The organism is Corallococcus macrosporus (assembly GCF_017302985.1).
In the GTDB taxonomy this organism is placed as follows: Bacteria; Myxococcota; Myxococcia; order Myxococcales; family Myxococcaceae; genus Corallococcus; species Corallococcus macrosporus_A.
This window is the reverse complement of the sequence record NZ_JAFIMU010000002.1, coordinates 635,104-659,307: the sequence shown is the minus strand read 5'-3', so window position 1 is coordinate 659,307 and position 24,204 is coordinate 635,104. Positions and strand designations below refer to the sequence as shown.

The 24,204-nt window shown below is 71.0% G+C and carries 11 protein-coding genes; 7 read left to right on the top strand and 4 right to left on the bottom strand.

Annotated features, from left to right (window positions below; translation table 11 throughout):
* Nucleotides 1-32 precede the first annotated feature (32 nt).
* The gene (locus tag JYK02_RS03105; RefSeq protein WP_207048344.1) at nucleotides 33-1,904 is read left to right on the top strand and encodes an OmpA family protein; all 1,872 of its coding nucleotides are present in this window, start codon (nucleotides 33-35) and stop codon (nucleotides 1,902-1,904) included.
* Nucleotides 1,905-2,124: 220 nt separating this feature from the next.
* On the top strand, nucleotides 2,125-16,188 hold the full coding sequence (locus tag JYK02_RS03100; protein WP_207048343.1) for a non-ribosomal peptide synthetase: 14,064 nt from the start codon (nucleotides 2,125-2,127) through the stop codon (nucleotides 16,186-16,188).
* A 36-nt stretch (nucleotides 16,189-16,224) separates the two neighbouring features.
* On the opposite strand, the gene JYK02_RS03095 is transcribed toward JYK02_RS03100, so the two are convergent.
* The gene (locus JYK02_RS03095; protein WP_347402415.1) at nucleotides 16,225-16,668 is read right to left on the bottom strand and encodes an FBP domain-containing protein; all 444 of its coding nucleotides are present in this window, start codon (nucleotides 16,666-16,668) and stop codon (nucleotides 16,225-16,227) included.
* A gap of 163 nt (nucleotides 16,669-16,831) precedes the next feature.
* Between JYK02_RS03095 and JYK02_RS03090 the strand changes: the two genes are divergently transcribed.
* The 3 genes from JYK02_RS03090 to trxA all read left to right on the top strand — a co-directional run bounded on the left by JYK02_RS03090 (nucleotide 16,832) and on the right by trxA (nucleotide 18,911).
* The gene (locus JYK02_RS03090; protein ID WP_207048341.1) at nucleotides 16,832-17,521 is read left to right on the top strand and encodes an Ig-like domain-containing protein; all 690 of its coding nucleotides are present in this window, start codon (nucleotides 16,832-16,834) and stop codon (nucleotides 17,519-17,521) included.
* A 55-nt stretch (nucleotides 17,522-17,576) separates the two neighbouring features.
* A complete protein-coding gene (locus tag JYK02_RS03085; protein ID WP_347402414.1) occupies nucleotides 17,577-18,488 on the top strand; it encodes a LysR family transcriptional regulator in 912 nt (303 codons plus the stop codon).
* A 96-nt stretch (nucleotides 18,489-18,584) separates the two neighbouring features.
* Nucleotides 18,585-18,911: a thioredoxin gene (trxA, locus tag JYK02_RS03080; RefSeq protein ID WP_207048340.1), complete on the top strand. Its 327-nt coding sequence runs from the start codon at nucleotides 18,585-18,587 to the stop codon at nucleotides 18,909-18,911.
* 3 nt (nucleotides 18,912-18,914) lie between these two features.
* Here the strand turns inward: trxA and JYK02_RS03075 are convergent, their stop codons facing one another.
* The 3 genes from JYK02_RS03075 to JYK02_RS03065 are packed head-to-tail and all read right to left on the bottom strand — an operon-like array spanning nucleotide 18,915 to nucleotide 22,406.
* Nucleotides 18,915-20,756, bottom strand: a complete 1,842-nt coding sequence (locus tag JYK02_RS03075) for a GNAT family N-acetyltransferase (protein ID WP_207048339.1) — start codon at nucleotides 20,754-20,756, stop codon at nucleotides 18,915-18,917.
* 10 nt (nucleotides 20,757-20,766) lie between these two features.
* The gene (locus JYK02_RS03070) at nucleotides 20,767-21,345 is read right to left on the bottom strand and encodes a TlpA family protein disulfide reductase (protein ID WP_207048338.1); all 579 of its coding nucleotides are present in this window, start codon (nucleotides 21,343-21,345) and stop codon (nucleotides 20,767-20,769) included.
* Nucleotides 21,342-22,406, bottom strand: coding sequence for a CFI-box-CTERM domain-containing protein (locus tag JYK02_RS03065; protein WP_207048337.1), 1,065 nt, complete (start codon nucleotides 22,404-22,406; stop codon nucleotides 21,342-21,344). Before JYK02_RS03065 ends, JYK02_RS03070 begins: the two co-directional genes overlap by 4 nt.
* A 113-nt stretch (nucleotides 22,407-22,519) precedes the next feature.
* Here JYK02_RS03065 and JYK02_RS03060 point away from each other — a divergent pair, with 113 nt between their 5' ends.
* Together JYK02_RS03060 and JYK02_RS03055 are read left to right on the top strand one after the other, a co-directional pair.
* Entirely contained in the window at nucleotides 22,520-22,813 is a 294-nt protein-coding gene (locus JYK02_RS03060) for a hypothetical protein (protein WP_207048336.1), read from the top strand.
* 105 nt (nucleotides 22,814-22,918) lie between these two features.
* A complete protein-coding gene (locus JYK02_RS03055) occupies nucleotides 22,919-24,157 on the top strand; it encodes a S1C family serine protease (RefSeq protein WP_207048335.1) in 1,239 nt (412 codons plus the stop codon).
* Nucleotides 24,158-24,204 lie beyond the last annotated feature (47 nt).

The following is a 24,204-nucleotide window of genomic DNA, read 5'->3' as shown; positions in this document are numbered from 1 at the left end:
GGCGAGAGTGGGTGGGTGGTAAGAGCCTCGGTATGCAATGCCCCGACTCCGTACCTTCGTGGAGCCGGTCCGCGTGCAGCGCGGCCCTGCGACTCGCGGTCCTGGGCCTGCTGCTCACCACGGCAGCGGCCCACGCTCAGCCCGACCCCTTCTCCCGAGGCTTCGACGCCGTCCCGGTGAAACCGACGGCCGCGCAGTCCAGCGGCATCGGATTGGAAGGCGCCACCGTGGAACCGGTGGGCAGCTACCGGGGCGCGCTGCTGCTGGACTTCAACTGGCGCATCCTCGCCCTGAAGCTGGGCGACGAGAAGCTGGGGGACCTGATTCCCTACCGGCTGGACGCGCACCTGCTGTTCTCCTACCAGTTGCTGGAGCGGTTGGAGCTGGGCGTGGACCTGCCCGTCACCCTCATCCAGGGCGACAACTTCTCGCTGCTGGGCGAGGCGCTGAACTCGCCGGACTTCCCCGGCGCCGCGGGCGTAAGCGGCACCACGATGGGCGACATCCGCCTGCTGCCGCGCGTGAGCCTGCTGAACCCGGACCGCTTCCCGCTGGGGCTCGCGGTGGTGACGGAGGTGCGGCTGCCCACCGGCAGCGCGCAGAGCTTCACGGGTGAGCGCGGCGTGGTGTTCGCCCCGCGTCTGGCCATCGAGAAGAAGCTGGGGCCCGTGCGCGTGCTGGGCAACGCGGGCGTGCTGCTGCGCCCCGCGGCGCAGTACCTCAACCTGCGCGTGGACGACGAACTGACGCTGGGCGCGGGCGGCATCGTGGACCTGCCGGACATCAGCCGGCTGCGCGAGGTGAAGGCCACCGCGGAAATGCACCTGCGCACGCCGCTGGCACGCCCCTTCAACTTCGACCAGGCGGCCTCGCTCAAGACGCCGTGGGAGCTGCTGGTGGGCGCTCGCGCGAAGGTGTGGGGCGACTGGGGCGTGGAGCTGGACGTGGGCCGCGGCCTCAACGCCACCACCGGCTACGGCCGCGAGGCCCTGCGGGTCATGCTCGCCGTGCGCTACGACAAGACCTTCAAGGACGAGGGCCCGGACTCGGACGGCGACGGCGTGCCCGACGTGCGCGACCGCTGCCCGACGCAGCCCGAGGACAAGGACGACTTCGGCGACGAGGACGGCTGCCCGGATCCGGACAACGACGGCGACGGCATCGCCGACGGCGACGACGCGTGCCCCAGCAAGGCCGGCCCGCAGGAGACCAAGGGCTGCCCGCCGGAGCCGGACAAGGACACCGACGGCGACGGCATCGTCGACCGGCTGGACAAGTGCCCCACGGTGCCCGGCCCGAAGGACTTCGACGGCTGCCCGGACACGGACTTCGACGAGATTCCCGACGGCGAGGACGACTGCCCCGACGTGGCCGGCCCGCCGGAGAACAACGGCTGCCCGTACGACGCTCCGCCCTACGTGGTCGTGGAGTCGGACCGCATCCGCATCAAGGGCAACATCCTGTTCGAGACCGGATCCGCGGTCATCCAGAAGCAGTCGTACCCGCTGCTGGACGAGGTGGCGACGGTGCTGGCGAAGAACCCCACGCTGGGGCCGGTGCAGATTGAAGGGCACACGGACAACAAGGGCTCGCGCCAGCTCAACGTGGACCTGTCCAACCGCCGCGCGAAGTCGGTGCTCGACTACCTGGTGAAGAAGGGCATCGACCGCAAGCGCCTCACGTCGCAGGGCTTCGGCTTCGACCGGCCCATCGCCACCAACGACACGGCCCTGGGCCGCGCGAAGAACCGGCGCGTGGACTTCAAGCTGGTGAAGTCGGAGATCGAAACCGGCCCGAAGGAGACCATCGTGCCCAATGGCCAGCCGCCGCCGCCCGGCACCGAGCCCGTGCCCGGACCGGGTGCGCCGCCGCCGGACACGGGCAAGCCGGCCGGCAAGAAGTAACGCGGTCCGTTGGGACGGCCCGGTGCACGGGCCGTCCCAAATCACTGCCTTTGTTTTTGTGCAGGGTGGCTGGAGGGCCGGGGCAAAATGCCCCGTTTCGAGACCTCGTCACCTTGTTTCATGGCGCATCCTGCCGGGTGCGCCGCGTCGAAATAACCGGGAATAACGCCGAGGCCGGGTTTCACCCAGCCCCCGTTGCTGACGGGTTATTCTCAAAAACATGGGGACATTTGAGACGGAAGGTAACGGCGCGGGGTTGACGCCGGAGCAGAAGCGCGCGCGTCTGGCGGAGCTGCTGCGCACCAAAGTCCGGCCCACGCATGCGCCGGTGTCCTTCAGCCAGGAACGCATGTGGTTCCAGGACCGGCTGAGCCCGGGCAGCGCGGCCTTCAACATCCCGGTCCGCGTGCGGTTCTCCGGCGTGCTCGACGTGGCCGTGCTGCGCGCCAGCCTCCAGGCGCTGGTGAAGCGTCACGCGCCGCTGCGCACCACCTTCATCGAGCAGGACGGACGGCCCCTGCAGCACATCGCGCCGACGCTGGACCTGGCGCTGCCCGTGGTGGACCTCCAGTCGCTGCCCGCCTCCGCGCGGGAGGCCGAGTTGCAGCGCCTGCTCACGGACGAGGCGCGCCAGCCGTTCGACCTGGAGAAGGGACCGCTGCTGGTCACCGTGCTGTACCGGCTGGATGCGCTGGAGCACGTGCTGCTGCTCAAGCTGCACCACATCATCACCGACGGCTGGTCCATGGGCGTGCTGGTGCGCGAGCTGAGCGCGCTGTATCCGGCGCTCGCGGAAGGGAAGCCCTCACCGCTGCCGCCGCTGCCCATGCAGTACGGCGACTATGCCGCCTGGCAGCGGGAGTCCCTGCGCGGTGAGGTGCTGGAGTCGCACCTGGGCTGGTGGCGCGAGCGGTTGGATCCGGACGCGGTGCTGGAGCTGCCCACGGACCGGCCCCGGCCCGCGGTCCCCTCCGGACGCGGTGCGCGCATCAACGCGATGCTGCCCGTACCGCTCGTGGAGTCCCTCAAGGCGCTGGCGCTCGCGGAGGGGAACACGCTCTTCGGCGTGCTGCTGGCGGGCTTCCAGGTGCTGCTGTCGCGCTACAGCGGCCAGCAGGACGTGGTGGTGGGCACCTCCGTGGCGGGCCGTGGCCGCGTGGAGCTGGAAGGGCTCATCGGCCTGTTCACGAACTACCTCGCCTTCCGCTCGGACCTGTCCGGGCAGCCGTCGTTCCGGGGGCTGCTCGCCCGCGTGAAGGAGACGACGCTGGAGGCCTACGCGCACCAGGACGTGCCCTTCGAGAAGCTGGTGGACGCGCTGAAGCCGGAGCGCCAGCTGAGCGTCAATCCGCTCTTCCAGGTCGCGCTGACGCTGCAGAACGCGCCCCTGCCGCCGCTGCAACTGCCGGGGCTCGTGCTGGACGCGCAGCCGGTGGACAGCCGCACCAGCAAGACGGACCTGTCGCTCATCGCCATGGAGCTGCCCCAGCAGGGCATGCGCCTCACGGCGGAGTACAACACGGACCTCTTCGACCCCGGCTCCATCGAGCGGCTGCTCGCGCACCTGCGCACGCTGCTGGAGGGCGTGGTCGCGGATCCGGGCCTGCGCGTGTCCGAGCTGCCGCTGATGGACGCCGCCGAGGCAATGCGGGTCCAGCGCGAGTGGGCCGGGAACGCCGCGCCCTTCCCGGAGGACCGGTGTCTGCACTCGCTCTTCGAAGCGCAGGTGCAGCGGACGCCGGATGCCGTGGCGGTCCAGTTCCAGGGAAGGTCACTCACGTACGCGCAACTGGATGCACGGGCCAACCAGCTCGCTCATGCGCTGCGGCGCCGGGGCGTGGGACCGGAGGCCCGGGTGGCCTTGAGCGTGGAGCGCTCGCTGGACGTCGCCGTGGGGCTGCTGGGCATCCTCAAGGCGGGCGGCGCCTGGGTGCCGGTGGATCCGCTGCTGCCGCGTGAGCGACTGGCCTTCATGCTGGAGGACAGCGGCGCGGGTGTACTGGTGACGCAGGCTCCGCTGCTGGAGCGCTTTCCGGAAGGGATGCGCTCGCGGGCGCTGTGTCTGGATGCGGAGCGGGACGGGCTCGCGGGGGAGAGCGTCCTGGCTCCGGCCTCCGGCGTGGGGCCCCGGAATCTGGCGTACGTGCTCTATACGTCGGGCAGCACGGGTACTCCGAAGGGGACCGCCATCGAACACCGTGGCGTGTGCAACCTGGTTGCACATGAAGCCACTGCGTATGGCATCGGGCCGGGCAGCCGCGTCCTCCAGTTCGCCAGCCTGTCGTTCGACCTGTCGGTGGAGGAGATCTTCACCACGCTGTGCAGCGGCGCGACGCTGGTGCTGGCACCGCTGGAAGACCTGATGCCCGGCGAGCCGCTGCGCAAGCTGCTGCGCGATGAGGCCCTCACCGTCATCAGCCTCACGCCCGCGACGCTCGCGGCCACGGCGCCGGAAGGACTGCCCGCGCTGCGCACCGTCATCTCGGGAGGTGAAGCGCTGCCCCCGGAGGTGGTGGCGCGCTGGGCTCCGGGCCGCACGTTCGTGAACACGTACGGCCCCACGGAAGCGACGGTCATGGCCACGCTCACCGAGTGCACGGCGGACGGACGCGTGCCCTCCATCGGCCGGCCGCTGGCCAACGTGCGTGTGTATGTGCTGGATGCCCGGGGCGGGCTCGTGCCCGTGGGCGTGAAGGGCGAGCTGCACCTGGGCGGCGTGGGCGTGGCTCGCGGCTACGCGGGCAGGCCCGCGCTGACGGCCGAGCGCTTCGTGCCGGATGCGTTCTCTGGCGAAGCAGGTGCACGGCTGTACCGCACGGGCGACGTGGTGCGCTGGCGCGAGGACGGCACGCTGGAGTTCGTGGGCCGCGCGGACGCGCAGGTGAAGGTGCGTGGCTTCCGCATCGAACTGGGCGAGGTGGAGGCCGCGCTGGCGAAGCTGTCTCCCGTGCGGGACGCGGTGGTGCTGGCGCGCGAGGACGGGCCCGCTGGCAAGCGGCTGGTGGGCTACGTCGTGCTCCGCGACGGTGTCACCGCTCAGGGTTCCGAGCTGAGGGCGGCGCTCAAGGACGCGCTGCCTGAGTACATGGTGCCTTCGGCCGTGGTGGTGCTGCCCGCGCTTCCGCTCACGACGAATGGCAAGGTGGACCGCAAGGCATTGCCCGCTCCGGACCTGGCGGGGAGTGATCCTCGGGAGTACGTCGCGCCACGCACGCCCACCGAGCAGCGTCTGGCGGGGTTGTGGCAGGAGCTGCTCGGCGTCACGCGCGTCGGGGCGAACGATCACTTCTTCGACCTGGGCGGCCATTCGCTGCTGGCCACGCAGGCGCTCAGCCGGATTCGCCAGACCTTCTCGGTGGAGCTGCCGCTCCGGCGCCTGTTCGAGTCTCCCTCGCTGGAGGCGGTGGCCCGCCTGATTGACGAGGCACTCGCGGGAAAGGGGCAACCGGTCCCGGCGCCGCGCAAGTCGCAGGAGTCCCGCACGCGGGCCGTGCCCACGGTTCCGCTGGAGGACGTCGCGCGTGAGTGGAAGGAGCAGCCACGGGACCCTGTGGCGCCCTTCACGGCCGAGCTGCGCCAGCGGGTGCTGGTGGAATGGAATGCGACGGAGTCTGAGTACCCGCGCGGCGCCACGCTGCCAGAGGTCTTCGCGCGCGTGGTGGCGCGCTTCCCGGAGAAGGTCGCCGTCGAGTTCGGGGATGCGCGGCTCACGTACCGGCAGTTGGAGGAGCGAGCCAATCAGCTCGCGTGGCACCTGCGCTCGCTGGGCGTGGACACGGACTCGCGGGTAGCGGTGGCACTGGAGCGCTCCCTGGAGCTGGTCGTCTCGCTCGTCGCCATCCTCAAGGCCGGTGCGGCCTATGTGCCGCTGGATCCGGCGTATCCGCAGGCGCGTCTGACGGCGATGGTGGAGGACGCTCGTCCCCACGTCCTCCTCACCTCACGTGCGCTCTTGCCGAAGCTGCCTCACGGGCTTGAATCCGCGCTTCCGCGCACAGCCGCAGCTCAAGCCCACGTCGCCGGTGAGAAGACGCTACCCATGGCGCTGGTGACCACGGCTCAGGACCGTGCCCCACGTGACGGGATGCAGCCGGTGGTATTGGGGTCCACAGCTCACGACCGTGTCCCGGATGAGAAGACGCTGACCGTGGCGGCGCTGGCGCCTACGGAAAAAAGCCGCGTCCTGGATGAGGGAATGCTGCCCGTGGTGCTGGAGGAGGTGGCGCTCGATGCGCTGCCTGTGCATGCGCCTCCTTCCAGCGCTCTACCCCTGAGCCTTGCGTATATCGACTTCACCTCCGGCTCCACTGGCAGGCCCAAGGGTGTTGGGACGCCTCACAGGGCCGTGCTCCGTACCCTCTTCGGTGTCGACTACGCCCGCTTTGGCCCTGACGAGACGCTGCTGCTCATGGCGCCTCTCGCCTTCGACGCCTCCACCCTCGAAGTGTGGGGCGCGCTGCTGCATGGCGCGAAGCTGGCCGTCTTCCCTCCCCACCCTCCGACGGATCCGCACGAGTTGGAGCGCGTGCTGGTGCGCCATGGTGTGACGACGCTGTGGCTCACCTCCGGCCTCTTCACCCAGGTGGTGGACTCACACCTGCTCGCGCTTCGCTCGCTGCGCCAGGTGCTCACCGGTGGTGACGTCGTCTCCGCGCCTCATGTCCGCAAGGTGCTGGACCAGTTGGGCGTCCCTGTCACTGGCGGCTATGGACCGACGGAGACCACTGTCTTCGCTACCAGCCACCGCTTCACTCAGGCCTCCCAGGTGGGCACTGCCGTTCCGCTGGGCCGCCCCCTGGGCAATACGCAGGTGTACGTGCTCGATGATTCCGGCCAGCCCGTCCCTCCGGGCGTGCAGGGCGAGCTCTACGTCGGCGGAGAGGGCCTTGCTCGCGGTTACGTGGGCCAGCCCTCACTCACCGCGGAGCGCTTCGTCCCCAACCCCTTCTCTTCCACTCCAGGCGCTCGCCTCTACCGCACCGGCGACCTGGGCCGCTGGCGGGATGACGGCGTGCTGGAGTTCCTGGGCCGCGCGGATGCGCAGGTGAAGGTGCGGGGCTTCCGCATCGAGCTGGCTGAAATCGAAGCCGCGCTCCTGGCCCACTCCGACGTGCGTGAAGCCGTCGTCGTGGCCCGTGAGGACGTGCCCGGCGACAAGCGCCTCGTCGCCTACGTCGTCGCTCCCGCGTCCCTCGACGTCGCCGAACTGCGCGCGTTCCTCAAGCAGCGGCTGCCTGACTACATGGTGCCTTCCGTCCTGGGACGCCTGGACGCCCTGCCCCTCACGTCCAACGGAAAGGTCGACCGCAAGGCCCTGCCCCATCCCTCCACGTTCCAGACCCGTGCCCGGACGCGCCCGCCTCGCACGGACACGGAGAAGCGGATCGCCACGCTCTGGGAAGAGGTCCTCCAGTCCGGCACCGTCGGCGCCGAGGATCATTTCTTCGAGCTGGGCGGCAGCTCCCTGAGCGCCACGCAGGTTCTCTCGCGCATCCGGCGCACGTTCCAGGCGGAGCTGTCCATCGCGGACTTCTTCGCGGCTCCCACCGTGGAAGCCATCGCGCGCCGCCTGGAGTCCCAGGGCCCGGTGCGCCCTGCCCTGTCCGTGCCCGCGCTCAAGCCGGTGCCTCGCGACGGCGACCTGCCCCTGTCCTTCGCCCAGCAGCGGCTGTGGTTCTTCTCCAAGCTGGAGCCGGAGAGCACCGCGTACAACCTGCCGTTCGTCATGCGGCTCGAAGGAGCCCTCGACGTTCCCGCGCTCGCACGCGCACTGCGGGACCTGCTCCAGCGGCATGAGTCCCTGCGCACCACCTTCCGTGAGCACGCGTCCGGCGCCGTGCAGGTCATCGCCCCGGCCGCCTCGCTGCCCGCGAGCTGGATGGACCTGAGCGCCCTACCCGATGCCGAGCACGTCCTCGGCTCCGTGCTTGATGACGAGGCCCGTCAGGTCTTCGACCTGGAAGCCGGCCCACTCTGGCGCGTCCTCCTGGTGCGCATGAGCGCGCGTCACCACCTGCTGCTGCTGACCATGCACCACGTCATCTCCGACGCCTGGTCCATGGGCGTGCTCCTCCAGGAGCTGACCACGCTGTATGCCGCGCACGTCGAGGGCCGGACCGCGCAACTGAAGCCGCTGCCCGTGCAGTACGCGGACTTCTCCGTCTGGCAGCGAGGCTGGCTGCGCGACGAGGCACTGGAGGCCCAGCTCGGCTGGTGGCGCGCGCAGCTCCAGGGTGCACCGAAGGCGCTGGAGCTGCCCACGGATCGGCCTCGGCCCGCGGTGCAGACGTTCCGGGGCGCGGTGGTGCCCTTCCTGTTCCCGCGCGAGCTGTCGGACGCGATGCAGGCGCTCTGCCGGAGCGAAGGCGTCACGCCCTCCATGGTGGTGCTGGCCACGTTCCAGGTGCTGCTCTCGCGCTACAGCGGCCAGGAGGACATCACCGTCGGCTCGCCCATCGCGGGGCGCCACCACGCGGAACTCGAAGGGCTCATCGGCTTCTTCGTCAACACGCTGGTGCTGCGCACGAAGCTGGACGGCGACCCGACCTTCCGGGAGCTGCTGTCCCGCGTGCGCGACGTGGCCCTGGGCGCGTATGCGCACCAGGACGTGCCCTTCGAGAAGCTGGTGGAGGCCGTGCGCCCGGAGCGCGTCGCCGGCCGCACGCCGCTCTTCCAGGTGATGCTCGCGTACCAGAACGCGCCCATGCCGGAGACGCTGACCACGGGCCTGCGCCTCCACCCGCTGGAGCCCCGGGGCGGCACGGCGAAGTTCGACCTCACCCTGGCCCTCAACGACACCGCCACCGGATTGAAGGGCCTGCTCGAATACAACACCGACCTCTTCGACCCGGCGACCGCGAGCCGCATGGTGAGCCACCTGCGCACGCTGCTGGCCAGTGCGGTCCACGCGCCGGAGCACCGCCTCTCCGCGCTGCCCATGCTCACGCTCGAGGAGCGCGAACTGCTGTCGCGCACCTGGAGCGAGCCCGGCGCCACGACCGCGGAGGACGCGTCCCTGCACGGGCTCATCGAGGCGCAGGCCCGGCTGCATCCGGACCTGATTGCCTTCGGACATGGGGGCACCCGGCTCACCTGGGCGGAGGCGCACCGGCGGGCCCGCGAGGTCCTCCGCGCGCTGCGCGGCCGTGGCGTGGTGGCACTGCCGCCCCCGCCGCCTCTTGTCCCCGTGGCTCGCACGGGGCCGCTGCCCCTGTCCTTCTCGCAGCAGCGGCTGTGGCTCGTGGATCAACTGGAGCCGGGCAGCGCCGCCTACAACCTCTTCCTGGCCCTGCGCGTGGAAGGCGCGCTGGACGTGGGCGCGCTGGAGCGGTCCTTCGCCTCACTCATCGCCCGCCACGAATCCCTGCGCACCGTCTTCGTCTCGCGGGACGGTGAGCCCGTCCAGGTCATCCTCCCCACGCTGCCCTTCGCACTGGAGACGGTGGACCTGGGCGCGGTCCCCGACGAGGTCGTGAAGCAGCGGCTGCAAGAGGAAGCCCTGCGCCCGTTCGACCTGGAGCGCGGGCCCCTGCTGCGCGCGGCACTGCTGCGCCTGGACGCCCGGACGCACGTGCTGTGGCTGAACATGCACCACATCGTCTCCGACGGTTGGTCCATGGGCGTGCTCGTGCGGGAGCTGTCCGCGCTCTACGGCGCCCATGTCTCGGGCCAGCCGTCGCCGCTGCCACCCCTTCCCGTCCAGTACGTCGACTACGCGGCGTGGCAGCGCGCGTGGTTGAAGGACGAGGTGCTGGAGCACCACCTGGCCTACTGGCGCCGTCAGCTCGCCGGTGTGCCTCCGCTGCTGGAGCTTCCCACCGACAAGCCGCGCCCGCGCATCCAGTCCCAGCGTGGCGCGCAGGTGCCCGTGCACCTGTCGGGAGCGCTGACGGAGGCCCTCCAGGCGCTATGCCAGCGCGAGGGCGCCACGCTCTTCATGGGCCTGGTGTCGGCATGGCAGGTGCTGCTCTCGCGCTACTCCGGCCAGGAGGACATCCCGCTGGGCTCGCCCATCGCGGGCCGCACTCGCGAGGACACGGAGGGGCTCATCGGCTTCTTCGTCAACACGCTGGTCCTGCGCACGCACGTCGATGCGAAGGCTTCCTTCCGCGCGCTGCTGGGCCAGGTGCGCGCCACCACGCTCGCCGCCTATGAGCACCAGGAGGCTCCCTTCGAGAAGCTGGTGGAGGAGCTGCAACCTCGACGCAGCCTGAGCCACTCGCCCCTGTTCCAGGTGCTGCTCGCGATCCAGAATGCTCCGGCGCTGTCGCAGTCCGTCGGATCCGCGCCGCTGCGGCTGCTGCCTCTCGAGCAGGCCGAGCAGACGACGCAGTTCGACCTCACCCTCTCCCTGGCTCGGACGCCCCAGGGCCTGCAGGGCGCGCTGAGCTACCGCACGGACCTGTTCGAAGCCTCCACCGCCGCCCGGATGGTGGAGCACCTGCGCACGCTGCTGGAGGCCGCGGTGGCGAAGCCGGACGAAGCCGTGGGCCGGCTGCCCATGCTCACGGCCGACGAACGTCACCAACTGCTGGTGACGTGGAACCAGACGCAGGCGGAGTACCCGCGCGACGCGACGATTCCGTCCCTCTTCGAAGCCCAGGCCCGGCGCATGCCGGACGCCGTCGCGGTCGTGAGCGGCTCGCAGCGGCTGACGTACCGGGAACTGGACGCGAGGGCGAACCAACTGGCCCACCGGCTGCGCAAGCTGGGCGTGGGACCGGAGTCCCGCGTGGGCCTGTGCGTCGAGCGCACGGTGGACGTGGTGGTGGGCACGTTGGGCATCCTCAAGGCGGGCGGCGCGTACGTGCCGCTGGATTCGCGCTACCCGAAGGATCGCCTGGGCTGGCTGCTGGAGGACGCGAACAGCCCGGCCCTGGTGGCGCATTCGCACCTGCTGGTGTCCCTGCCCGCCTTCACGGCACAGGCGGTGTGCCTGGACCGGGGCGCGGACCTCGAGCACGAGCCCGCGACGGCGCCCCCGGCGCGAGTGCACCCGGAGAACGTGGCGTATCTCATCTACACGTCCGGGAGCACGGGCCGTCCCAAGGGCGTGTCGGTGACGCACCGGAACGCGGTGGCGTTCCTCGCCTGGGCCACCGAGACGTTCACGGAGGAGGAGACGCAGGCGGTGCTCGCGGCGACGAGCCTCAACTTCGACCTGTCGGTCTTCGAGCTGTTCGCGCCGCTGGTCCGCGGCGGCAGCGTGGTGGTGGTGCGAGACGCGCTGTCCCTGGCCGAAGCGAAACCGGAGGCGGAGGTCACGCTCATCAACACGGTGCCGTCGGCGATGGCGCAACTGGTGAAGATGGGCGCGGTGCCGCCCTCCGTGCGCGTGGTGAACCTGGCGGGCGAAGCCCTGCCGGAGACGCTGGCGAAGGAGGTGTACGCCATCCCCACGGTGCGCAAGCTGTACAACCTGTACGGCCCGTCGGAGGACACGACGTACTCCACGGCCTCGCGGGTGGGACGCGACGAGGTGCCGAACATCGGCCGGCCGCTGACGAACACGCGGGCGTACGTCCTGGACGCGAACCTGCAACCGGTGCCCATCGGCGTCGCGGGCGAGCTGTATCTGGCGGGCGAAGGGCAGGCACGCGGCTACCTGTCGAGGCCGGAGCTGACGGCGGAGCGGTTCGTGCCGGAACTGCACGGACCCTCGGGCAGCCGGATGTACCGCACGGGGGACCGGGTCCGTTACCGCGCGGACGGCGTGCTGGAGTACCTGGGCCGCGTGGACTTCCAGGTGAAGGTGCGCGGCTTCCGCATCGAGCTGGGCGAAGTCGAATCCGCGCTGCGCCAGCATGCGGCGGTGAAGGACGCGGTGGTGGTGGCGAAGGGAGAGGGCGAGGAGAGACGGCTCGTCGCGTACGTGGCGCCGAAGTCAGGCGCGTCGGTGGAGACGAAGGCGTTGAAGACGGACCTGCGCCAGCGGTTGCCGGAGTACATGGTGCCGGGGACGGTGGTGGTGCTCGACGCGCTGCCGCTGAACGCCAACGGCAAGGTGGACCGCAAGGCCCTGCCGGAACCAGAGGCGCCCACGTCCGGCGGCACGTACGAAGCCCCGAGGACCGAGACGGAAGCGAGGCTGGCGGCCATCTGGGCGCAGGTGCTGCGAGTGCCCCGGGTGGGCGTGAGGGACGACTTCTTCGCGCTGGGTGGACACTCGCTGCTCGCGACGCAGGTGGTGTCGCGCGTGCGCACGGAGACGGGCGCGGAGCTGCCGCTGCGCGCGTTGTTCGAGGCGCCTTCAGTGGAGTCGCTGGCCGCGCGGGTCGAAGCCGCGTTGCTTGACCGGCAAGCGGTGCCGCGTCCGCCGCTGGTGGCGGTGGCTCGCACCGGGCCGCTGCCGCTGTCCTTCGCGCAGCAGCGCTTGTGGTTCCTCGACCGGCTCCAGCCGGGGAGCGTCCACTACAACATCCCTGCTGCCTTGCGGCTCGATGGTCCTCTGGACACCGAGGCGCTGGTTCGTGGCCTGCGGGAGCTCGTCCACCGTCACGAAGCGCTGCGCACCACGTTCCATGCTCGCGAGGACGGTGAGCCGGTCCAGCACCCGCATGCGCAGGCGGAGCTGACCGTCTCTCGGGTGGACCTGCGTTCACTGCCGGCTGCGGATCAGGACGCGGAGGTCCGGCGACTCGCGCTGGAGGAGGCGCTGAGGCCCTTCGACCTGACGCGTGCGCCCCTGATGCGCTCCTCGCTGCTGCGCCTGTCCGAACAGCGCCACGTGCTGCTCGTCACGCTGCATCACATCGTCTCGGACGGCTGGTCCAACCGCGTCCTCGTCGAGGAACTGGGAGCGCTCTACGCGGCGTTCTCGAGAGGACAGCCGTCGTCCCTGCCGCCGCTGGCGCTCCAGTACGCGGACTTCGCGGCGTGGCAGCGGGACTGGCTGAAGGGCGAGGTGCTGGAGCAGCAGGTGGGGTGGTGGAAGCGGCAGCTCGCGGGTGCTCCGCAGGCGTTGGAGCTGCCCACGGACAAGCCGCGTCCCTCCGTGCAGACGTATCAGGGTGCCCAGGTGCCCGTGCGCCTGTCAGGGGAGAGCTCGCGGAGGCTCAAGGCCCTCTGTCAGCAGGAGGCCGCCACACCGTTCATGGCGCTGCTCGCCCTGTGGCAGGTGCTCCTGTCCTGCTACTCCGGCCAGGAGGACTTCGCCGTTGGCTCGCCCATCGCGGGCCGTGAGCATGGCGAACTGGAGGGGCTGGTCGGCTTCTTCGTCAACACGCTGGTGCTGCGCGCCCGGGTGGACCGGCGGGGTTCGTTCCGCCAGTTGCTGCGCCGGGTGAAGGAGACGGCGCTGGGGGCCTATGCCCATCAGGACCTGCCGTTCGAGCGGCTGGTGGAGGAGCTGAAGCCCGCTCGCGATTCGAGCCGCAGTCCCTTGTTCCAGGTCCTCTTCACCCTGCGGGACAGCGACAGCCCGCGCGCACTGCGCACGGATGAACTGAAGCTGCACCCGCTGGACGTGGAGGACACCACCGCCAAGTTCGACCTGGAGTTGAGTTTGGCGGAGTCACCGGAAGGCTTCACGGGGACCCTGGGCTACAACACCGCGCTGTTCGAGCCGCGCACGGCGGCAAGGATGGCGGAGCACTTCCGCATGTTGGCGGAAGGGCTCGTTGCCCGGCCCGAGGCGTCGCTGGATTCCGTGTCGCTGCTGACGTCAGCGGAGCGCCAGCAGGTGTTGGTGGACTGGAGCACGAACGCCTCCGAGTTCCCGCGCGACGCCACGCTGCCAGAGGTCTTCGCGCGCGTGGTGGCCCGCTTCCCTGAGAAGGTCGCCGTCGAATTCGGTGATGCGCGGCTGACGTACCGGCAACTGGAGGAGCGCGCCAATCAGCTCGCGTGGCACCTGCGCTCGCTGGGAGTGGGCACGGACTCGCGAGTGGCGGTGGCGCTGGAGCGCTCGCTGGAGCTGGTCGTCTCGCTCGTCGCCATCCTCAAGGCCGGTGCGGCCTACGTGCCCCTGGACCCGGCGTATCCGCATGAGCGGCTGACCGCGATGGTGGAGGTCACCCGTCCCCGCGTCCTCCTCACGTCTCGCGCATTGCTGCCAAAGCTGCCTCACGAGGGCGCGCTGCCTGTGGTGCTGGAGGAGGTGTCACTGGGTGCCATGCCCATGCATGCGCCTCCTTCCAGCGCTCAACCCCTGAGCCTCGCGTATATCGACTTCACCTCCGGCTCCACCGGCAGGCCGAAGGGTGTCGGTACGCCTCATGCGGCCGTGCTCCGTACCCTCTTCGGTGTCGACTACGCCCGCTTCGGCCCTGACGAGACGCTGCTGCTCATGGCGCCTCTCGCCTTCGACGCCTCCACCCTCGAAGTGTGGGGCGCGCTGCTGCATGGCGCGAAGCTGGCCGTCTTCCCTCCCCACCCTCCGACGGATCCGCATGAGTTGGAGCGCGTGCTGGTGCGCCATGGTGTGACGACGCTATGGCTCACCTCCGGCCTCTTCACCCAGGTGGTGGACTCGCACCTGCCCGCGCTTCGCTCGCTGCGCCAGGTGCTCACCGGTGGCGACGTCGTCTCCGCTCCCCATGTCCGCAAGGTGCTGGAGCAACTGGGCGTCCCTGTCACCGGCGGCTACGGCCCCACGGAGACCACGGTCTTCGCCACCAGCCATCGCTTCACTCAGGCCTCCCAGGTGGGCACTGCCGTTCCGCTGGGCCGCCCCCTGGGCAACACGCAGGTGTACGTGCTCGATGATTCCGGCCAGCCCGTCCCTCCGGGCGTGCAGGGCGAGCTCTACGTCGGCGGAGAGGGCCTTGCCCGCGGCTACGTGGGCCAGCCCTCACTCACCGCGGAGCGCTTCGTCCCCCATCCCTTCTCTTCCACTCCAGGTGCCCGCCTTTATCGAACTGGCGACCTCGGCCGCTGGCGCGAGGACGGCGTGCTGGAGTTCCTGGGCCGCGCGGATGCGCAGGTGAAGGTGCGGGGCTTCCGCATCGAGCTGGCTGAAATCGAAGCCGCGCTCCTGGCCCACTCCGACGTGCGCGAGGCCATCGTCATGGCCCGTGAGGACGTGCCCGGCGACAAGCGACTTACCGCCTACGTCGTCGCTCCCGCGTCCCTCGACGTCGCCGAGCTGCGCGCATTCCTCAAGCAGCGGCTGCCCGACTACATGGTGCCTTCCACCGTGAGCCGCCTGGACGCCCTGCCCCTCACGGCCAACGGCAAGGTCGACCGCAAGGCCCTCCCCGCGCCCTACTCCCCGGCCTCGGACGGCGCCTACGTCGCGCCCCGCACGTCGCTGGAGGAACAGCTGGCACGGTCCTTCGCGGAGGTGCTGCGCGTGCCTCGCGTCAGCGTCACCGACAGCTTCTTCGACCTCGGTGGCCACTCACTGCTCGCCCTGCGCCTCGTCGCGGCCATCCGCGAACACACGGGCCAGGTGCTCCCCATGGCCGCCCTCTTCCAGCACTCCACCGTGGAGCAGCTGGCGCACCGGATGCGGCAGGAAGCCACCGCGCTTCCCCCCAACCTCGTGCGATTGGACGCGGGCACCTCCAGCGCGCGTCCCCTCTTCCTCGTCCATGGCGGTGGCGGCAGCGTGCTCGGCTACACGGAGCTGATCCGACAGCTCGGTCACGACCGGCCCGTCTACGGTCTGTCCGCATCGGGGCTGGACGGCGGCGCGCTGCCTCCCGCTTCCATCGAAGCGATGGCACGCGACTACCTGTCCCAGGTCCGCGCCGTGCAGCCACATGGGCCGTACCTGCTGGGAGGCTGGTCCTTCGGTGGGCTCGTCGCCCTGGAGATGGCGCGTCAGCTCCAGCACACCGGAGAACAGGTGGAGCTGCTGGCCCTGATGGACTCCACCGTGCCCACGCCCCAGCCCCGTCCCGCGGCCGACCCGCTCGGCATGCTGGCCCTCTTCGCCCGGACGCTCGGGCTGCCCTGGCAGGAGCTGTCCCTGGACCTGGACCGGCTGCGACGCCTGGAAGGACGCGGGCAACTCGCCTACGTCCTGGAGCAGCTCCGGAGCTCGCCCGCGAAGGACCTGGGCCTGGGCCTGGACCTGGACGGCGCGGCGCGCCTGTTCGACCTGCACTCGAGGCTCTACGACGCGCAGCGCGGCTACGTGCCCGGTGGTGGCTACTCGGGGCCCACGCTGCTCTTCCGGGCCGCCACGGCGCCAACCGCTTCCGGGGAACCGGACTGGAGCACGTGGCTCACGGGGCCCGTCACCCGGTACGAGGTGCCGGGCGACCACTACACGATGCTGAGCGCCCCCAACGCCTCCACCGTGGCGGAGCGACTGCTCCACCACCTGCGGGCGCTGTAGCGCGAAGGAGCGCGGGCCCGGACGCGGGCCCGCGCCTCACACGTCCGCCCCGGGCTCGTACCCCAGAGCCTCGGTCGCGAAGCGCGCCATGCGTTCAATCAGCTGCGCGATGTCGTCCTGGACGCTGCGGCCGGACCGGTCCGCCTGGGCTTCCAGCCGTTCACCACAGCGCAAATCCAGGCAGAGGTTCACGCCCACCCGGCGCTTCGAGTCCACATCCGTGGTGAGCAGGCCAATCTCCGCGTCCGTGGACGTCCGGCACCAATCACACATGTTGGGCGCCAGGGCCGGGTCCCCCTGCTGATCCCTCCGGAAGGCGATGCCCGTGGGCTGCTTGCCGCCGGGAGCGACGAACACCAGGAAGACCCGCACCCCATACGGATCCACCCACGCAAAGTAGTCCCGGACGAAGAGCGGGAGCTGGGTGCCGTGGGGCAGCTCGACGTGTTTGCGATCCCTGGAGCGGAATGCGCGCAGCAACTCTTTCTCTGACTCGATCCTGAACATGGCGTTCGCTTCCCTGCCTGCCTTCAAGAACATCCTGAACGTGCGTCAGCCTGATTTTGTCCAACCCTTCCGGACACTGGGTTGAAATCACCATCGGACGCCAGTTTGGGGGGCACTCGTGTTCAGAGGGTCCCCCATGCACCTTCCCATACGCCGCCTGCTGCCCGCGCTGGTCCTCGGGCTGGGAGGCCTCGCCTGTGGCGATGACGCCTCGCCCACCCCCAACACGCCGCCCACCGTGAGCGATGCCATCACCGCGCCCGCGTCGCTGGTGGCCGGAGCGACCGGCACCTTCACCGTCACCGCGAGCGACCCGGACGGCGACCCACTCACCTACACCTGGACGCAGGGCGAGCCGGGCACCGCGGGCACCTGGGTGGGCGACAGCACCGGCCCGAGCGCGCAGTGGTACTCGCCCGCCGTGGCCGCGCAGACCGCGTTCACCCTCTCCGTGAGCGTCTCGGATGGCGTGAACGCGCCGGTGGTGCGGACCGTCACCCTGCCCGTGTCGGTGCCGCGCTACGGCGCGGACGTCCAGGCCCTGTGGGGCTCCGTGGAGTGCACGAAGTGCCACGGCAAGGCCGGCAGCCTGAGCCTCGCGGCGGAGAGCAGTTACGCCAGCCTGATCAACGTCACCGCCAGGGCCTGCGGCACGCTCCAGCGCGTCGTGCCCGGCGACCCGGACAACTCGGCGCTCGTGCGGAAGATGGAGGGCACCGGGTGCGGAGCCCGCATGCCCGCCGGCAAGCCGGAGTACTTTGATCAGCACCCGGGCCTGAACGTCCTGGTGCGCTCGTGGATCCTCGCGGGCGCGGCCAACGACTGACGGCCGTGCGCGAGAGGCTCGCGCCCGCTCCAGCCGGGGCATAGGCTCCGCCCTCGTGGCCGCGAACCCGCCCCTGCTGGATGACATGCTCCTCTTCGCGGAGGTGGTGGCGGCGGCCAGCATCACCTCCGCGGCGGAGCGCCTGGGCCTGCGCAAGTCCACGGTGAGCCGCCGGCTGGCGGCCCTGGAGGAGCGGCTGGGCATCCGGCTGCTCGAGCGCAACACGCGCAGGCTCCGCCTCACCGAGGCAGGCCGCGAGTACCACGCGCACTGCGCACGGCTGGTCGCCGAAGCCCGCGAGGTGAACGCGGCCGTCAGCGAGTCGCGCGGCACGCCCCAGGGGACGCTGCGCATCGCCACGCTGTCCCTGCTGGGCGAACTGCTCACCCCCGTCATCGCGGAGCTGCTCCTGCACCAGCCCCGGCTGCGCGTGGAGGTGTCGCTCGCGCAGACGCACGTGGACCTCATCGCGGAGGAGTACGACCTGGCCCTGCGCACCGGGCCGCTCGCGGACTCGTCGCTGATGGCGCGCAGGCTGGGACGCGTGCGCACGGGCTACTACGCCAGCCCCAGCTACCTGAGCCGCCACGGCACGCCCCGGACACCCGAAGCGCTGACGGCCCACGAGTGCATCCTCCTGGCCGAGTCCGGCACCGACGAGGTGTGGTTCTTCGGCGAGGGCCGGAGCGCGCGCACGGTGCCGGTGACGGGCCGCCTGCGCGTGCCGAGCGAGCGCGCGGGCCAGGCGGCGGCGCGCGCGGGGCTGGGCATCGTGCGGCTGGCGGCATCGCTCGTGGCGGACGACGTGCGCTCGGGGCTGCTCGTCCCGGTGCTCGCGGCGGACACGCCCCCGGGCCTGCCCATCTTCGCCGTCTACCCGAGCAGCCGGCAGCTGCCCCTCAAGGTGCGCGCCTTCCTGAAGCTCTTGTCCGCGCGCGGCGCCGCGCTCCCGTGGGAGGAGGAATAGGGCTCCTGGCGGAACAATGCGTCCCGCGCGGGGTGCTCCTCTCCGTCGCCGCCCACGGTTACATCCCCTGCACACGAACCGCAGGGAGGATGGGACATGGCTGGCAACGTCATCGAGCTGGGCGACGCGGAGTTCCAACGCGAGGTGCTGGAGTCACAGGAGCCGGTGCTGGTGGACTTCACCGCCACCTGGTGCCCGCCGTGCCGGGTCATCGCGCCGGTCATCGACTCGCTGGCCGCCGAGTACCAGGGCCGGATGAAGATGGTGAAGCTCAACGTGGACGACCACCCGAAGACGCCCGAGCAGTACGGCATCCGGGCCATGCCCACCCTGCTGTTCTTCAAGGGCGGGAAGGTGGTGAAGCAGGTCGTGGGCGCCGTGCCGAAGGCGAAGCTGGAGGAGGCCGTGCGCCAGGTCCTCTGACGCTCAGCCGACGCCGCCGGACGGTGTCCAGGTGGCCAGCCGCGACTCGACGAAGTGCCGGGTCGCGCTGAGCGCCGCTTCGACGCCGTCCGCGCGCGAGCCGCCGCCCCAGGCCACCTCCGGCGAGCCGCCGCCCTTGCCCTCCACGCAGGGCGCCGCCTGGGCCATGAGCTGGCCCGCGTCCATGCCCACGCTGCGAAGCGCGTCGCTCGCGATCGTCGCCAGCACCACCTTGTCGCCGCGCGTGGCGGTGAGCACCACGCCCACGATCCCCACCAGGTCGCGCCGCAGCGCCTCCACCAGCGCCTTGAGGTGCGGGGCCGGGACCTCGCCCAGGTGCGCGGCGACGAGCGACGTGTAACCCCAGCGCGTCGCGTCCTGGAGCAGCTGGCGGGCCTGATCCGCGGGAGACACGCTCACGGGGGTCGCGGCCTGCGCGGGCTTGCGGCGCGCCTCCTGCTCCAGCCGCGTCAGCCGCTCGCGCAGGGCCACCACGCGGGGCATGGGCTGCGCCCAGTTGTGCAGCTTCTGCGACAGCGGCGACAGCTCGCGCAGCCGGGCCTCGCCCTCCAGCCGCGCCGCGGACTCCAGCGCCGCCTCCAGCGCGTCCACCTGCTCGCGCAGCGCCCGGGCCGAGTCCATGGGCGTCTGGCCCGTGGGCGGCGTGAAGGGCAGCGTGAGGGGACCGAAGCCGACGGCGGCATCCCCGTCGATCTTCTTCAGCATCGCGTTCGCGGCCGGCCGCACCCCGCCGTTGACGTAGCGCTGCAGCGTGCGCCACGCGTACTGGCGGAAGCCCGACAGGTGCTTCACGTGGAAGGCCGTCCACCGGGGCACCGGCTGGGAGCCGCGCAGGCTCTTGAACGGATCCGCGCCCGGGCCCAGCTCGATGGTGAGCCCCACCTCCAGCGCGTCCTGCATGAGCCGGTGCACGAGCCCCCGGTACAGGCCCAGTTCCTGCGGCAGCGCCAGGTCGTAGCCGAACATGGGGGACCAGACGACGTCCTGGCTGGTGTGCGTGGCGTAGAAGCCATCCACGCGCCCGTCCTTCACCGCGAGCCGGTACTGGAAGAGGCCTTCGCGCAGCGTCCACGCGAAGAGCTCCTCCGTGTAGTCCAGCGAGGAGTGGTACTTGTCCGCGTTGAGCGACCGGTACAGCTCCCGCAGCCGGGGCGCGCAGTCGGGCATCTCCCGCCCGTCCACGATGCGATAGCCCGCGGCCTCCAGGAGCCGCCCATCGCGGCGCCGGTTCTCCCGCACCTGCCGGCTGACCTCCTGCGTGGGCAGCGTCATGCGCGTGTGCGACGCGTACACGAAGCCGTAGTCCTTCGCGGCCAGCGTGTTGAGCAGGGGCGACGCGCTCGCGGGGTTGATGGCGGGGAACAGGATGGCGTGCCCCGGGAACTGCTCCACCAGGAAGGCGGTGAGGCGCTCCACCTGCGCCTCATCGAGCCGCGCGTGGAGGTTGCGCAGCAGCCCCCAGTGGTCCACGTAGACGCACTTGTCGATGCGCGCCGCCTTCAGCATCGCGCCCAGCGTGCGCATGGCCCCGCGCATCACCACCGCGCGCGCCGCGCCGTACGTCTCCGCCGTCACCGCCGCCACCGGCAGGCCGATGTAGCGCACCCACGTCGAGTGCAGCGGCGAGTTGCCGTACTCCGCCTCGTTGATGGCCAGCGGGATGCGCAGGTCGTCCATCGCCACCAGTTGCAGGGTGGTGCGGTCGCTGAGGAAGGTGGTGCTGCCACGCTTCATCAGCGGGACGAAGTAGTCGCGCGCCAGCCGCGCTTCCGGCGTCTGCGGCCAGGTGCAAGCGTCGACGGTGGCCGCGTCGTAGAGGGTCATGCCCCCCACTCTACCGCTTGAGGGCGCGCTCGATGCGGCGGCGGAGGCCGTCCTCGGACAGCATGCCGCGCTGGGCGTCCATCACCTTGCCGTCCCGGTCCAGGAAGTAGAGCGTGGGCAGCGCGTTCACCTGGAAGGCCCGCGCCACGTCGTCGTCCGCGTACACGACGTAGGGCCGCAGCTCCGGCTGGAACCGCTGGAGGAAGTAGTCCACCTCCTGCGGCGCCGTGGGGCCGTCGTCCCGGCTGGCCGCCACGAAGACGAGCCCCTGGGACTCGTACTCCTTGGCCAGCTTCACCAGGGAGGGCATCTCCTCGCGGCACGGCGGACACCAGGTGGCCCAGAAGTCGAGCATCACCACCTGACCCTTCAGGTCCGACAGCGCCAGCGAGCCGCCCGCGTGCTTCGTCATCTGGAAGGACGGCGGCGACGCCCCGTCCGGCACCAGCCGCGCCCGCTGCGCCTCGCGCACGCCCAGGAAGGCCAGCGCGGCCAGCCCCAGCACCGCCACCACGGACAGCGCCGTCTTCGCGCGGTCCCCGCGCGCGCCCGGCGGCTTCGTCCCCTCGGTTCCAGCCTGCAGTGTCATCCGCGCTCCCTCCGTGTCAGGCGGCCGTGCACCCGCGTCAGGGCCCAGCGCACCCCGGCCTTCACCCGCGGCCGGCGCACCACCCACGCCGCCAGCGGAGGGCCAAAATGATAGTACCCGTCGATGAACCCCTGGCCGAGCCGGCTCTTCCTGAGCACGTCGTCCCGGAACGCCCGGAAGGCCACCAGCTCCGGCGCGCCCTCGCCAAAGGCCGCCGTCACCACGAAGCACGACGACGCGGGGCTCACCCACATCAGCTTCCCATTGGTGATGTTCACCACGGCCTTCAGCTCGCGCTGCTCCGTGTAGAGGAAGGCCAGCAGGTCGCGCCGCGCCGCGGGGAAGTCCTGCCCGGACGCCTCCTCGAAGTCGATGCGCGTGGTGACGGCGCTGCCCACCTCGTCCACCGTGAAGAGGTAGCGCTTGGAGCTGCGCCGGTGCTCCACCTCCAGCGCCTTCAGCTCCCCGAAGTAGGCCAGGAAGGGCACCCGGCACGCCGGGCACACGAAGCGGTGGTAGGCGTGCGTCGGGACGAAGGCGTAGTCCCCCAGGCGCTTGCAGCCCGTGTTGGGGCAGATGAGCTTCACCGTCGCCTGGGGCGCGTTGCGCGGGTCGTAGCGGGACTGGCCGCTCTCCTTGTCGAACACCGGCGGCGGCCGCGACGGCTGCCCCACCATCTGCCGGGTGGGGTGCGCGGCCCGCTCCAGCTCCTGGGCCCGGCGCCACGCCAGCTCCGCCGCCTCCAGCCGGCCGTCCGCGGTGTGCACCAGCGCCTCCGCGTGCGCGCGCAGGGCCGCCACCAGCCGGTCCACCAGCGGAGACACTGCCGGCTCCCGGGCCACCGCGAAGGCCTCCGCCAGCACCCGCTCCATCTCTGGCAGCAGGGCCTGGGCCGCCTTGCGCGACGGGTCCTCCGCCCGCCGGTACACCGGGGGCTCCGGCAGTTTCACGAACAAGGCCGAGGCCTGGGCCCGCACGCGCTCCAGCGCCGCGTCCCCCCGCCCCACGTCCAATCCCGCCGCCCGCGTCTGGGCGGCCCTGATGAGTTCTTCGGGCTGCAAGCCCGTGGACCTTAAGGGCCCCCAGGCCCCCTGTCAGCGACTCCGGAGCCCCCTGTCAGGAAACTCGCCATGCGGCCGGGGTCAATGTAAGACGACGTAGGAGGATGTGAATCATGGGCGTGTTGAAGTTCCTGGTCTGGACGACCTGCGCGGTGGGTCTGGGCGTCTTCCTGGCGCGGGGCAACGTGGGCGGCCGCTCGCCGCTGGAGCACATGGAGCGCACCTGGAAGCGCTCGGTGAACCCTTCCACGATGGACAGGGTGAAGGGCAGCGTGGAGGACGCGATGGAGAGCGCCAAGGGCGCCGTGTCCCAGAAGTCCGCCAACGCCTCGGGCCCGGGCCCGCGCGAGCGCATCACCGCCGAGGACCGGGCGGCCATCAACGACATCATCGCCAAGAAGCGTTAGGCGAAGCGTTAGGCGCTGATCGCGCTCCACCCCCTTCCGCCCGCCCCACCCCGTGACTAGGTTGCGCCGGGGCGTTGGGTTGGACGGTGGTGGAGAGGCGGGCCCATGGGTTGGACGCAGGTCGGGGGCGTCATCAGGGTGGCGGTGCTGGCGTGCGCGCTGGGAGCAGCAGGCAGCGCCGCGGCACGGACGCCCGGTGGCAAGTTGTGGCTGGAGTCGCGCAACCGCGCGGTGTCCCGGCAGCACTCGAACATCAGTGACGTGGCCCGGAAGGCCATGCCGGCCGTGGTGTCCATCACCACGCGCCAGGACAGCGCGGAGGTGGCCCCCGGCGAGGAGCCCCAGCGCGGCATCGGCTCCGGGTTCATCATCCATCCGGACGGCTACATCCTCACCAGCGCGCACGTGGTGGACGGGGCGTCCGAAGTCTCCATCTCCATCCGCAGCGCGAACGGCTACGTGGAGGAGTTCCCCGCCACGGTGGTGGGCGAGGACGAGCGCACGGACTGCGCGCTCCTCAAGGTGGACGCGCCCCGGAAGCTGCCGGTGCTGAAGCTGGCGTCCGCGTCCCACGTGGGCATCGCGGACTGGGTGGTCGTCATCGGCAACCCGTTCGGGCTGGCGCACTCCGTGACGGTGGGCGTGGTGAGCTACCTGGGCCGCACGGACGTGACGCCCAACGGCCGCGACGGCGACTTCGACTACGTTCAAATCGACGCTTCCATCAACCCGGGCAACTCCGGCGGGCCGGTGCTGGACCTGCACGGCGACGTGGTGGCGGTGGCCAACGCCGTCAACGTGTCCGGCCAGGGCATCGGGTTCGCCATCCCCATCGACATCGCGAAGACGGTGATTCCGCAGCTCAAGACGCACGGCCGCATGCGCCGGGGGTGGATGGGCATCAGCGTGCAGGACTTCTCCCCGGAGGTGGCGCAGGCGTTCAACCTGAACCCGCGCGGCCGGGGCGTGGTGGTGACGGACGTGGTGGACGACGGCCCCGCGGCCCGCGCCGGCCTGCGCACGGGCGACGTCATCCTGAACATGGACCGGCTGTCCGTGGAGCGGGCGCACACCCTGCGCTGGCAGGTGGCCGCCCGCGGCGTGGGTCAGCACATCCGGCTCAACCTGCGCCGGCTGGGCCGCCCCATGACGGTGAAGGTGAAGCTGGAGGACCTGCCCCTGGTGGAAGCCCCTCCGGCCACCCTGGCGTCGGGCAGCGCGCCGGGCGAGCGCTCCGCCGGGGCCCGCTCCGTCCTGGAGGAGCTGCTCTCCCCGGTTCCCCGCACCCAGTCCGGCCGCTCAGGAGGCATTCCCAAGGCCGATGAAGGCCTGGCCGCTCCCTGACGGATGAGGCCTCCGGGGCCCTGCCGGGTCTCCAGGCTCCTTGCGTT